Source organism: Seonamhaeicola sp. NFXS20, assembly GCF_049132085.1.
Lineage (GTDB): Bacteria > Bacteroidota > Bacteroidia > Flavobacteriales > Flavobacteriaceae > Seonamhaeicola.
This window is the reverse complement of record NZ_JAFMPU010000002.1, coordinates 198,998-211,324: the sequence shown is the minus strand read 5'-3', so window position 1 is coordinate 211,324 and position 12,327 is coordinate 198,998. Positions and strand designations below refer to the sequence as shown.

Below are 12,327 nucleotides of genomic sequence, written 5' to 3'. Positions count from 1 at the left end.
AAGCTAAATGTTAAAATGTTAATTTTGATTGATGAGCAAAAGAAAATTTATCCTATTGGTAATTTTAATGAGTCTATCTTTAATAGGGATAATTTTCGTTCAGGCTTATTTTATAAACGATTCTGTTAAAAATGAAAAAGAACGTTTTAATTTTAATGTAAATAATGCGCTTTATTATGTTTCTAACACCATAGAAACTAATGAACTTGATGAAAAATTTGAAACATACCAAAAATTAATTTCTCAAGAAAATGAAGTTGATTCAACGGCAGTTTCTCAATTATTTATTTATCAAGAAAACAATAACACAAAAGAAGCGCTTATTTATAGAAGTGGAGTTTTAGAAGAAAACTATAAATTAACTTCGTCGCTCTTTGACATCGGTTTAGATAGTGTTGCAATTCAAAGAATTACGGGAACATCAAATTTAGAAGTTTATAAAGGTGATGACTTGATAAGCGATAAAGATTTAAGTAAAAGTAAAAATCCTATTATTAATATCATGAATAGTGGTAGGATTAAAGAAGCTGAAAAAAATTACTTTGAAAAGAATTTTAAAGCTTGGGCAAAAACCATTCCTATTCATAAAAGGGTTTCAAAAGAAGTTATAGAAGACATGTTGTCTAAAAAACTAAAAGAAGATAACATTGATTTAGACTTTGAATTTGCCATTTACGGAAACGGTTTAGCAACCAAAGTACAGAGCGAAAACTTTGAAAATAATGAAGAGTCTACTTTTAAAGTACCTGTGTTTTATGATGAAAACAATCAAAGTCAATATAAACTTTTAGTAAATTTCCCCAATGATAAAAGCTTTATTTTATCATCTATTATTGGCATGATTTTGCTATCAATAGTATTTACCTCCATTATAGTAATAGCATACTCAAGTGCATTGTACCAGCTTATAAAACAGCGTAAGATATCTGAAATAAAAACAGATTTCATTAATAATATGACACATGAGTTTAAAACACCTATAGCCACCATTAATTTGGCTTTAGATGCTATAAGAAATCCCGCAATAATTGATGATAAAGACAAAGTAAAACGTTACCTTTTAATGATTAAGGAAGAAAACAAGCGCATGCATGCTCAAGTTGAAAACGTTTTAAGAATATCTAAACTAGAAAAAAATGAACTAAATATTAGTAAAGACAGGGTAAAGTTGCATGATTTAATAGAAGATGCTATTACTCATGTACAACTTATTGTAGAAGACAGACAAGGTTATATAAAAACCTTTTTAGATGCTAGTAAATCATCGGTCTTAGCTAATGAAACCCACTTTACCAATGTTATAGTTAACATACTGGATAATGCTATAAAGTATTCTCCAGATGCACCAAAAATAGAAGTATATACAGAAAATGTTGGAACCAATATTTTACTAAAAATAAAAGATCATGGTAGCGGTATGAGTAAAGCAGCTGCCAAACGAGTGTTCGAAAAATTTTACAGAGAACACACCGGAAATATACATAACGTAAAAGGTCATGGATTAGGTTTAGCTTACGTTAAACGTATTGTAGATGATCATCAAGGTTATGTTTCAGTAGAAAGTGAAAAAGGAAAAGGAAGCACTTTTATAATTAAGCTTCCCTTAATATCATAAAAATGGAAGAACAAAAAAAACGAATTTTATTAGTAGAAGACGACCCTAACTTCGGAACCGTTCTTAAAGACTATTTAATGATGAATGATTATGAGGTAACTCATGCAAAGAACGGAATGGAAGGCTTTGAGAAATTTAAAAAAGACGATTTCGATTTGTGTATTCTAGATGTGATGATGCCCTATAAAGATGGTTTTACATTGGCTAAAGAAATTAGAGAGAAAAATACCGATGTACCTATCATATTTTTAACCGCTAAAACAATGAAAGAAGATGTTTTAAAAGGGTATAAAGTAGGTGCAGATGATTATTTAAACAAGCCTTTTGATAGCGAAGTGCTATTAATGAAAATAAAAGCAATAATACAACGTAAAGCCACAGAAACCATTTCTGACAGTAAACAATTTGAGTTTAAAATAGGTAAATTTCATTTAAACTCTAAACTACGTTTCTTACGCTTTAATGGTGGAGAGCCCGTTAAATTATCGCCTAAAGAAAATGAATTGTTACGCTTGTTGGCATTACATGAAAACGACTTAATGCCACGAGAATTAGCATTAACAAAAATTTGGAGAGACGATAATTATTTCACATCGCGCAGTATGGATGTGTACATTGCCAAATTACGTAAGTACCTAAAACTTGATGAAAAAGTAGAAATACTTAACATTCATGGTGAAGGTTTTAGACTTGTTGTAAACGAATAATAGTAAAATTCAATATATAAAATCCAACAACACTATTTTCTTAGTGTCGTTGGATTTTTTTTGTTTCATTTTTAAGTTTGGTTTCAACCTTAAACCAAGAAGTGATGTTTTAGTGAAATCAAAAAATTGCAGTTAAGCATTTTGTTATGCTTTAACCATATATTTCTTTAATCAAACTCATCAAAAATACTACTTTTACAAAAAACTAATAGCATGAACAGCAGACAAGACCAATTACAAGCTTTTGATAGATTGTTAACTATAATGGATGAATTACGAGCGCAATGTCCGTGGGATAAAAAGCAAACCATGGAAACACTAAGGCATCTTACCATAGAAGAAACTTATGAGCTTGGAGACGCTATTTTAGATAACAATTTAGAAGAAGTAAAAAAAGAATTGGGTGATGTGTTATTGCATATAGTATTTTATTCTAAAATTGGAAGTGAAACCAATGATTTTGATATAGCCGATGTTTGCAATCAAATCTGTGAAAAGCTTATAAGCAGACATCCACATATTTACGCTGATGTTGATGTTGAAAATGAAGACGATGTAAAACGTAACTGGGAAAATTTAAAATTAAAAGAAGGAAATAAAAGTGTACTTCAAGGAGTTCCTAAGAGTCTACCAGCTTTGGTTAAAGCTAACCGTATTCAAGAAAAAGTAGCAGGCGTAGGTTTTGATTGGGAAAAACCAGAACAAGTTTGGGAAAAAGTACAGGAAGAATTACAAGAATTTCAGCAAGAAATTAAGTTAGGAAATAAAGATGCTATGGAAAGTGAATTTGGAGATGTTATGTTTTCTATGGTTAATTATGCCCGATTTTTAAATATAAATCCAGAAAACGCGCTAGAGCGTACAAACAAAAAGTTTTCAAAACGTTTTCAATATTTAGAAGAAAAAGCCAAATCTTTAAACAAGCCATTAAAAGATATGACGCTTGCAGAAATGGATGTGTTTTGGGAAGAAGCCAAAAAACTTTAATGTTTTTAAGCACCAATAAAAAAGAGTATTTAATGCCCAAAAGCTACATTTTAATTGATTTAAAACCATCTTAACATTACTAATTTGCTATTAGGGGCTTGTTTTTGTAGCTTTGCAGTATGGTAAAAGGAATAAATGAAAATAGAAATAACAGAATCTTCAACTTTAATTTTCTAGTTTTTAGAAATCAGTCAGATAAATTTATTCCTCCTGCATTATAAATTACAGTATTAATTCATACTAGCGTAACTTTTATTTGCTTAAGGTATTAAGCAAATTATATCATTTAGTTTAGCAAATCTTTCTATTGGGTCTATTTGTTTTATAGACTTAATCATAATCTTAATTATATAATGATTATAAAAACCTTTGATGCCTTTTCAAGGCTATCAATAATTGATATTAATAGTATCACAAACTTTATATACGATAATTCTGGAACATTTAAAGACTCTAAAAGTGCCATACTAAAGTCTATTAAGTATGCTGCTAAAGAACTACCAGGTTTAGGTGGTTACGTGTTTGTTATGGAAGATAGAAATGAAATTCTAGGAGCTGTAGTAGTAAACAGAACCGGTATGAATGAATACCTCTCAGAAAATATATTAGTGTATTTAGCTGTAAAAAAGGGTTTTAGAAAAAAAGGAATTGCTAAAAAACTAATTAAACATACCATAAAGTATTGTAAAGGAGATATAGCAATACACATCAATAAAGATAATCCTGTAATAGGTTTATTTGAAAATCAAGGTTTTAAAGCAAGAAATATAGAAATGCGATTAGAACGAAAATCAAATTAAAAAACATGAAAATTTTAAAAGTAAAAAGAAAAACAACATACGAAAAAAGACATACAGTGAAAATGGGAGAATTAACCACAAAGGTTACCTACATTAAAAAATATTTTTTGGGTTTACCTATAAAAACATTGCATAAATACAGAGAAACATACTATGGAGAAGTTAAAGATTGTAATGATATTATGCTATTCATATAAATATAAATCATACTAAATAAAACACATGAAAGTACTAGTAATAGGAGCAGGTAATATGGGGCTTACCTATGCAGAGGGAATGTCTAAATCCAAACTTTTAAAAAAGAAAAATATAATGGTTTTAGATAAGTCTGAAGAAAAACTTGAAGTATTAAACAAAATAGCACATTTTGATGCATTTGATGCTTTAGAAGACTGCGTACCCAAAGCCGATATCATTTTTATAGCAGTAAAACCTTATCATGCCGAAGAAGTATTTAAAGATATTAAAGGCTTGGTAAAACCACAGCAAATTATTATTTCAATTATGGCAGGAGTATCTATTCTAAGAATTAACGAAATAACCGGTTTAAAAAAAATTGTTAGAGCAATGCCAAATTTACCAGCACAAATAGGTAAGGGGTTAACCTCTTATGTAGCATCTAATGATGTGTCTCGTATAGAATTACTAACAGTAGAAAGTCTTTTAAATACAACAGGAAAGTCTATAAAAGTGTCTAATGAAGAGTTAATAGATGCATCAACAGGTATTTCTGGTAGCGGGCCAGCTTATGTGTTTTATTTTATGCAAAGTATGATGGAAGCAGCACTTCAAATGGGATTTTCAAAAAACGATTCTACTGTTTTAGTAAGTCAAACTTTTACAGGTGCCGTAGAATTATTTAACCAGTCTAATTTATCACCAAATTCATGGATGGAACGTGTAGCATCAAAAGGAGGTACAACACGGGCAGCATTAGATTCTATGGACGATAATAACCTAAATGAATTAATAAAAGAGGCCGCTTTTGCTGCATTTAACCGCGCAATTGAATTAGGAAAAGAATACTAAAAATGTATAAACAAAAAATAGTTATTAAAGTTGGTACTAATGTAATGACCAACAAAGACAACCGCATTGTTAGACCTGTTTTAAATGGTTTGGTTAGGCAAATAGCAGAACTTTATGAACGTGATATTATGACAATTTTAGTGTCTTCAGGTTCTGTTATAGCGGGTAAAGAAGTTTTAGGAAAATCTAAAATAGAAGATAAAACACAAAGGCGTCAGGTGTATTCTGCTATTGGGCAACCTCGTATGATGCGACTTTATTATAATATTTTTCATGATTATGGAATGAAATGTGCACAAGTTTTACCAACAAAAAGAGATTTTAGCCCAGGAATTCATAGACAAAATATGATTAATTGTTGCGAAGGTTTACTAGCAGAAGGTGTTATTCCTATTGCTAATGAAGATGATGCTGTTTCAGTAACTATGTCTATGTTTTCTGATAATGATGAGTTGGCAAGTTTAATAGCGCAACTTATAAATGCTGATAAACTTATTATTTTAACTGATATAGACGGCGTTTACACAGGACACCCAGAAGAAGAAAATAGCAATTTAATAAAGAATGTTGAACCTAATGAAGATTTAGATAAATACATTAAAGAAAGTAATAAAGCAGAAGGAGAAGGTAGAGGAGGTATGGGCTCTAAATTAGATTATGCACAACAAACGGCAGCAAATAACATTCCTACTTTTATTGCAAATGGAAAAGAAGAAAATACTATAATAGATATTATAGAAGGTAAAGCGGTTGGTACTAAAGTGTCTTTTTAAGATACATCCCGTAAAGTGTGGACACTAACTATCCCGTAAAGCGTGTAAACAAAAATTAAAGAGCTTTTAATAAAGCTCTTTAATTTTTTGTAACTTAATTTTCCAAAGTTTTAAAGATTCTTTATGAGCTTTTATATTATTACGTACTTCTTTTACTAAAGGGTTATCATCTTCAACATTAGTAAAAAACTGTAAATTATTTTCAAGTTGGTTAATTTCACCTTTAACTTCATCAATCTTTTTTCTAATAAAAGCACGTTCATTGTCTAAGTTTCTAGTGTCTTCAGGATTGTTTAGATTGTCAAGTTTGTTTTCAAACTTAATCATTTCTATTTCATTTTTATCCATATTTAAACCAGAAAGTAATTCATCAATGGTTTTTTCAAATTTACCTTCAATGTAGCGTTTATCATTAGGTACTCTGCCTAATGATTTCCATTGGTTAATTTGGTCTTTTATGGTTTTAATGTTTTCTTCTTTATCACCTTTAAGTTTTATTGCTTTTAAATTGTTAAGTAGTTCGTTCTTTTTATTAAAAGCTTCAATATTTTCTTTATTGGCAGCATTTCTGGTAGCGTGTAATCTATCAAAATAATGATTACAGGCATTTTTAAATTGTTTCCAAATTTTGTCGCTGTCTTTTCTGGGCACATGACCAATTTTTTTCCAATCACTTTGAATTTTTTTCATCAAAGGGGTTATGGTTTCAAAATCGTCACTATCCTTATTATCTTCAGCTACCTTAATTAAATCGAGTTTTTTCTGAAGATTGGTATATTGTTCTTTCTTTAAATCTTTATAAAAGGCATTCTTTTTTCTATTAAATTTTCTAACAGATTCTTTGAATTTAGCCCAAGTACTTTCATTTACTTTTATAGGAACTTTTCCTGCGTTAAAGAAATCATTTCTTAAGCTTTCAACTTGTTTAATTTTCTTTTGCCAAGCATTGTGAGTGTTAGCATTTTCTTGATTGGTTATTGCTTCAATTTCAGAAATAATTTCAAGCTTTTTTTCAAGGTTTTTCTCGTAAACTTTATCAATTTCTTTGAAGTATGCTTGACGTTTATCATTAATTATTTTGGTGGCTGCTTTAAATTTTTCCCAGATAACTTCTCTGTGTTCTTTTGCAACCGGACCAAGTTCTTCTTTCCACATTTTGTGTAACTCCTGAAGTTCTCTAAAGGCACGCAATACATTGTCGTCTTTTGCCAATTCTTCAGCACGCTCAATAATTTTTAGTTTCTTATCAAGGTTATGTTTAAAATCTAGGTCGCGTAAATCTCTGTTTAAATGCAGAAAATCATAAAAACGTTCTACATGATGGTGGTAACTATTCCAAGCATTGTTGTATTTATCTCTAGGAATAGGTCCTGTATTACGCCATTCTTCTTGAAGTTCTTTAAAATGTTTGTAGGTGGTATTTATGTTTTCTTCAACGTTAATTAAGCCTTTTAACTCTTCAATAATTTTAAGTTTTTTAGCTAAATTATCTTTGAGGTTTTTTTCTATATTTTGGTAATGTTCGTTAAGTTTTTTACGATAATCTCTATAGGCTGTTTTGAATCTTTTTTGAACGGGAGATGAGTAGTAAAAGTCTATTTCATGACCGCCATTATTTATAAAATCTTCTTTCTTTTCATCTACTAAAGCTTGAAATTTAGTTTTAAAAACACCATTAATTTTATCAACGTGTGATTTAATGGCTTGAACTTTTTCATTTTTTAAAAGTTTTTCTAACTCAATAGCTAAAGCTTCTAAAGACATAGAATCATAGTCTTTTACCTCAATGGTATGGCGTTCTTTATTGCCTTCATCTTCAGCGTCTTCTGCATTAGATTCTTCTATTTCATTTATAACTTCATCGTCTGATTTATTGGTAGATTCTAAAACCTTTTCTTCTTTATCAGACTCAGTGTTAGTTTCATCAACCACTTTATTATCTGAAACTTCAGCTTCAGGGGTTGTGTTTTCGGCTATTTGTTTATCAGAAGATTCTAATGATTTATTAGTGTTTAAATCATTAGCGTTTACGTTTAAATTACTTTTATCAGCGTTTTCTGTGTTCTGCAGTTTGTTATTATCATCAGACATTTTATAAAAATGTTAAGGTTCAAAAAAAATTGTTAAGTCTCTAAAGATACTAACAACTAAATTGATTTACAAAGTTTAGAATGCCGATTTAATGTTTGTGAATAATTTTCTGTTTTTATTGTTGCGTTTAAAGCTAAGATATTTGAATTATTTGGGAAAAATTAATAAGCTTATTTTATTCTAAACCCCAAATAGACCAAGCTTTTTCGGCTTGTAATTCTAACATTTTTAAACCATTAATAGTGGTAGCACCTTTTTCTTTGCCGTGTTTTAAAAAAGTAGATTCTTCTGGGTTATAAATTAAATCGAACAAAATGTGTTTGTTAGTAATTCCGTTGTACGGAATATTTGGGCATTCTTCTACATTAGGAAAAGTGCCTAAAGGAGTACAATTTATTATTACCGTATTATTTTTTATATCATCTGTTGTTAATGTTTGGTATGTAAAACCAACACCTTTAGATTGTTTTCTTGAAACATACTGAAAACGTATTCCTAGTTTTTTTAAGCTGTAAGCTATGGCTTTACTAGCACCTCCTGTACCTAGAATTAAGGCTTTTTTATGATGAGATTTTAGGAGGGGTTCAATAGATTTTTTAAACCCATAATAATCTGTATTGTAACCAACTAATTTTCCTTTTTTTGTTACTTTAATTGTGTTTACAGCACCTATTTTGGCAGCTTTTTTATTTATTTTATCAAGATAAGGCATAACTACTTCTTTATAAGGAATAGTTACATTCATACCTTTTAAATTTTTAGTGTTTTTAATAATTGAAGGAAACAGATCTATAGATTCAATATCAAAATTTTCATAAGTTGTATCTGTTATTTGTTCTTTTTCAAACTTAGATTTAAAGTAAGTTCTTGAAAATGAATAAGAAATGTTTTTTCCTAAAAGTCCTAATTTATTCATTGTTTAATTTTTCTTGTTTTTTGTCCGTACCACTCTAATGCCAATACAATAAATACACCTATAATAATAAAGCCTATGGCTAAAAAAGTATCGCCTTCTAATTTTGGTAAAAATCTTTGGTAATTTTCTACAATTTTTTCACCACTAGAATCAAAAACAAAAGAACCGTCTGGATTAGTTTGAAAAACAGTTCTTTTCCAGGGCCATACTACACCTAAAGAGCCTATAATAAAACCTGTTAAGAGTGAAAGTGTAATGTTTCTGAAGTGTTTTAAAACATAATTTAATATATGAGAAAATGTTACTAAACCGGTTACAGATCCTAAAGTAAACACAGTTAAAACTTTTAGCATTTTAATTCTTTCTGGGTTATCAATAAATGAAAAATCGCCAGATATCATGTCAAAAATAGTATCATATAAAGCATTAACAGAGTCTACTAAAAGTAAAACATAGTTTCCCATTAATATTAAGATAAATGAGCCAGAAAAGCCAGGTAGTGTCATGCCAGAAACGCTTATCATTCCGCAGAAAAAGACAAAAAGAAGGTTGTCATTCTCTTTTGCTGGGTCTAAAAAACTAATACTAATCCCTATAATAATACCTATTGCAAGGGCTATGTATGCTTTAGTACACCATCCCTCAAAATCTTTACTTATGTAGTAAATAGAGCCAATTATCATTCCGAAGAATACGCTCCAAACATACAATTCATAATGAAGTATGAGGTAGTCTAATAATTTAGAAATACTAAAGTAGCTAATAATCATTCCAAAAAATAAAAGACTAATAAAGACTCCATTTATGTAGCGAAAAAAGCTTTTAAAACGTCCGTTTATTAAAAGTTTAAAGGCTTTACCATTAAATTTTTGAAGTGAATAAATAAATTCTTCATAAAACCCTGCAACAAAAGCCACTACACCTCCAGACACACCTGGAACTTTATTAGCAGCTCCCATACCTAGTCCTTTTAAAACTAGAAAAATTTTATCTGTAAATGTTCTAGTACTTTGCATTACTGTTTTTTAGATCCAAGTTTTTCAAGAATAAAAATAGTAGCAAACCCTATAATCATTAAAACTATGGCTAATGCTAATTGGTTATTTCCTTCAAAGGAAAATGGAGAAATACTTTTTTCTAAAAAGGCAATTTGTTCTCCTTTTGAATTGGTTCTAAATGATAAGGTTTCTTTCCAAGGCCAAATTTTGTTTAATGAGCCAATAATAAAGCCAGTTAAAATAGCCAATGTAAGATTATGATAGTTTTTAAATAACCATTTTAAAAGTTTAGAAAAAGATAGCAACCCAACTACAGCACCAATGCCAACTACTAAAATTGTTTTGTAATCTTTATTGTTTAGGGCTTCTAAAACAGGTTGGTAAGCTCCTAATAAAACTAAGATAAAAGCTCCAGATATACCAGGTAAAATCATAGCGCAAATGGCTAAAGCACCTGCCAAAAACATAAACCAGTAACCAGAGCTAGATGCACTTAAAGAGGGTATAGATGTAATGTAATAAGCTACAAATGCTCCAAGAATTAAACCTATTATTGTGATGAGTCGCCATTTTTTTATTTGTTTACCAATAAAAATAATACTAGCTAAAACTAGACCAAAAAAGAATGACCAAATTAGTATAGGGTGGTTATGTATAGCCCATTCTAAACCTTTAGCGAGAGATAAAACACTAATGCCAATACCTATAAAAAGGGCTAATAAGAAATTACCATTTAATTGCTTCCAAGTAGATTTTAATCCGTTATTTTTTAGGGTTTTAAATAAAGAAAAGCTAATATTGTTAAGTGAAGTTATTAGTTCTTCATAAATGCCAGAGATAAAAGCTATAGTTCCGCCAGATACACCTGGTACTACATCGGCAGCTCCCATGGCTAATCCTTTTAATGATATTACAAAATAATCAATAAAACGTCTTTGCATAGTTTAATTTTTTTTTTGCACAAAAATCAAAGGTATGCAATTTAAATCAACGTTTTAAACTATAAGTTTTGTTTTAGTAGGTTTTTTACGAGAATTTTATTAGAAACAGAAGGGAATAACTCTTCTAAAATAAAAGAAAATTCACCGTTATGACTGATAGCATTTTTTAGATGAAATTCACCTTCTCTAATTTCATTTTTTAGAAAAAACAAACCAGCCAATCTAAATTCTAATTCTGCATTTTCTGGGTAGAATTCAATGGCTTGTTCAAAATTTTTAATAGCGGCCTCTGGTTCTCCTAATTTAATAAGTAAATCGCCTCTTGATAGCCAAGTGTTTAATTCGTAATTACCTAGATCTAAAGCTTTTTTAAAACCTCTTTCTGCCTCTTCATATAAGTTTAGTCTTTGGTTTATTTGGGCATATAGTTTCCAGTAATTTACGTTTTCAGAATCAATATTTATGGCTTTATTAATGTAGTATAATGCCTTTTGGTAATTTTTATTTTTGTTGTAAAATTTAGTAATGGCAATCCAGCCTTTGTCTAAAAGGGGATCTTCATGTACTGTTTTATAATAGTATTGTACAGCTAGCTCATTATTTTTTAATTTTTCATAACAGGCGCCAATTCGTAATAGGGCAAATGATGTTGGGTCATCTAATTTTAAAGAAATGCTATAGCTTTCAATAGCATCTTCATATCTGTTTAAAGCTTCTAAAACTTTTCCTTTTTCTAGGTAGGCTCCAACAAAAGTGTCATCAGATATAATGGCAAAGTCAAAAGCGGCAAGGGCTTTTTGGTAATTTTTTAAAACCATATATTGTTTTCCTAATTGATGCCATGCAACTTCACAATATGGGTTTTTATCTAAGAATGTATTTAAATAAGAAATTGCTTCTTCATTCTGGTTTAAAAACTCGAAACAGTAAATAACATTATAAAGCGCGGAATAATCTTGAAGATCTGCTTCTAAGCATTTCATGAAATAGGTTTTGGCATTTTCATATTCATCAAGAAAAAGATATTCCATTCCTATTAAAGAGTATAAATCAACTAAATCATCGGCTAATTCTAAAGCTCTTTTTAGTACATCAATAGCTTGTTGATGTTCATCTCTTTTAGATAGCACATTAGCTTTTTGAATATAGATTTCTTCATTTTTTGGGTCTATACTATAAAGTTCATTAAGTAAATTATCAGCCTCTATTAGTTTATCTTCAAAAACAAAAACTTCAACTTTAAAAAGTTTTAAGTTAATAGAAGTAGGATGTTGATCTAGCCCTAGTTTAATGGCTTTTTTGGCGAGTGCAATTTTCCCTTGATTAAGATAATAATGGATAATGTTTTCGAATTCTTCAGAATCGAAGAACAAAATATGATTTGTTTTTAACATCGATTCAAACTTAGTGAGAGGTAAATTGTTGTTGTCGTTATGACTAAACTCCATAAGCACATTTGTAAGGTTCTAC

Annotated in this window: 12 protein-coding genes; 7 read left to right on the top strand and 5 right to left on the bottom strand. The window is 29.6% G+C overall.

The genetic code is table 11. The features are described 5' to 3' along the window. The first annotated feature begins 67 nt into the window (after positions 1-67). The 7 genes from J1D01_RS04090 to proB all read left to right on the top strand — a co-directional run bounded on the left by J1D01_RS04090 (position 68) and on the right by proB (position 5,911). The gene (locus tag J1D01_RS04090) at positions 68-1,615 is read left to right on the top strand and encodes a sensor histidine kinase (RefSeq protein ID WP_372937317.1); all 1,548 of its coding nucleotides are present in this window, start codon (positions 68-70) and stop codon (positions 1,613-1,615) included. Positions 1,616-1,617: 2 nt separating this feature from the next. Next, positions 1,618-2,322 (top strand): response regulator transcription factor, encoded by a 705-nt coding sequence (locus tag J1D01_RS04085; protein ID WP_076700602.1) that lies wholly within the window; start codon positions 1,618-1,620, stop codon positions 2,320-2,322. Positions 2,323-2,535: 213 nt separating this feature from the next. After that, positions 2,536-3,309, top strand: a complete 774-nt coding sequence (mazG, locus tag J1D01_RS04080) for a nucleoside triphosphate pyrophosphohydrolase (protein WP_421149925.1) — start codon at positions 2,536-2,538, stop codon at positions 3,307-3,309. Between the two features lie 353 nt (positions 3,310-3,662). Continuing rightward, positions 3,663-4,109, top strand: coding sequence for a GNAT family N-acetyltransferase (locus J1D01_RS04075; protein ID WP_421149924.1), 447 nt, complete (start codon positions 3,663-3,665; stop codon positions 4,107-4,109). A 5-nt stretch (positions 4,110-4,114) separates the two neighbouring features. Then, the gene (locus J1D01_RS04070) at positions 4,115-4,306 is read left to right on the top strand and encodes a hypothetical protein (protein ID WP_372937314.1); all 192 of its coding nucleotides are present in this window, start codon (positions 4,115-4,117) and stop codon (positions 4,304-4,306) included. A gap of 25 nt (positions 4,307-4,331) precedes the next feature. Next, positions 4,332-5,138: a pyrroline-5-carboxylate reductase gene (gene proC / locus J1D01_RS04065; RefSeq protein ID WP_421149923.1), complete on the top strand. Its 807-nt coding sequence runs from the start codon at positions 4,332-4,334 to the stop codon at positions 5,136-5,138. 2 nt (positions 5,139-5,140) lie between these two features. After that, a complete protein-coding gene (gene proB / locus J1D01_RS04060) occupies positions 5,141-5,911 on the top strand; it encodes a glutamate 5-kinase (RefSeq protein WP_372937312.1) in 771 nt (256 codons plus the stop codon). A 66-nt stretch (positions 5,912-5,977) separates the two neighbouring features. On the opposite strand, the gene J1D01_RS04055 is transcribed toward proB, so the two are convergent. From J1D01_RS04055 to J1D01_RS04035, 5 genes are all read right to left on the bottom strand, one after another. Beyond that, positions 5,978-8,002: a DUF349 domain-containing protein gene (locus tag J1D01_RS04055; protein WP_372937311.1), complete on the bottom strand. Its 2,025-nt coding sequence runs from the start codon at positions 8,000-8,002 to the stop codon at positions 5,978-5,980. A 175-nt stretch (positions 8,003-8,177) separates the two neighbouring features. Beyond that, positions 8,178-8,918, bottom strand: coding sequence for a shikimate dehydrogenase family protein (locus J1D01_RS04050; protein ID WP_421149922.1), 741 nt, complete (start codon positions 8,916-8,918; stop codon positions 8,178-8,180). After that, entirely contained in the window at positions 8,915-9,934 is a 1,020-nt protein-coding gene (locus J1D01_RS04045; RefSeq protein ID WP_421149921.1) for a DUF368 domain-containing protein, read from the bottom strand. Before J1D01_RS04045 ends, J1D01_RS04050 begins: the two co-directional genes overlap by 4 nt. Next, positions 9,934-10,857 (bottom strand): DUF368 domain-containing protein, encoded by a 924-nt coding sequence (locus tag J1D01_RS04040; protein WP_372937308.1) that lies wholly within the window; start codon positions 10,855-10,857, stop codon positions 9,934-9,936. The genes J1D01_RS04045 and J1D01_RS04040 overlap by 1 nt, the downstream gene beginning before the upstream one ends. Before the next feature lie 59 nt (positions 10,858-10,916). After that, on the bottom strand, positions 10,917-12,305 hold the full coding sequence (locus J1D01_RS04035) for a tetratricopeptide repeat protein (RefSeq protein ID WP_421149920.1): 1,389 nt from the start codon (positions 12,303-12,305) through the stop codon (positions 10,917-10,919). Between the last annotated feature and the right edge of the window lie 22 nt (positions 12,306-12,327).

What these genes read in the sequence shown, in the direction of transcription:
- J1D01_RS04040 (WP_372937308.1), bottom strand. Translation starts at nt 10,857, where the DNA reads ATGCAAAGACGTTTTATTGATTATTTTGTAATATCATTAAAAGGATTA.
- J1D01_RS04085 (WP_076700602.1), top strand. Translation starts at nt 1,618, where the DNA reads ATGGAAGAACAAAAAAAACGAATTTTATTAGTAGAAGACGACCCTAAC.
- J1D01_RS04055 (WP_372937311.1), bottom strand. Translation starts at nt 8,002, where the DNA reads ATGTCTGATGATAATAACAAACTGCAGAACACAGAAAACGCTGATAAA.
- J1D01_RS04050 (WP_421149922.1), bottom strand. Translation starts at nt 8,918, where the DNA reads ATGAATAAATTAGGACTTTTAGGAAAAAACATTTCTTATTCATTTTCA.
- proC (WP_421149923.1), top strand. Translation starts at nt 4,332, where the DNA reads ATGAAAGTACTAGTAATAGGAGCAGGTAATATGGGGCTTACCTATGCA.
- J1D01_RS04075 (WP_421149924.1), top strand. Translation starts at nt 3,663, where the DNA reads ATGATTATAAAAACCTTTGATGCCTTTTCAAGGCTATCAATAATTGAT.
- J1D01_RS04045 (WP_421149921.1), bottom strand. Translation starts at nt 9,934, where the DNA reads ATGCAAAGTACTAGAACATTTACAGATAAAATTTTTCTAGTTTTAAAA.
- J1D01_RS04070 (WP_372937314.1), top strand. Translation starts at nt 4,115, where the DNA reads ATGAAAATTTTAAAAGTAAAAAGAAAAACAACATACGAAAAAAGACAT.
- proB (WP_372937312.1), top strand. Translation starts at nt 5,141, where the DNA reads ATGTATAAACAAAAAATAGTTATTAAAGTTGGTACTAATGTAATGACC.
- J1D01_RS04090 (WP_372937317.1), top strand. Translation starts at nt 68, where the DNA reads ATGAGTCTATCTTTAATAGGGATAATTTTCGTTCAGGCTTATTTTATA.
- mazG (WP_421149925.1), top strand. Translation starts at nt 2,536, where the DNA reads ATGAACAGCAGACAAGACCAATTACAAGCTTTTGATAGATTGTTAACT.
- J1D01_RS04035 (WP_421149920.1), bottom strand. Translation starts at nt 12,305, where the DNA reads ATGGAGTTTAGTCATAACGACAACAACAATTTACCTCTCACTAAGTTT.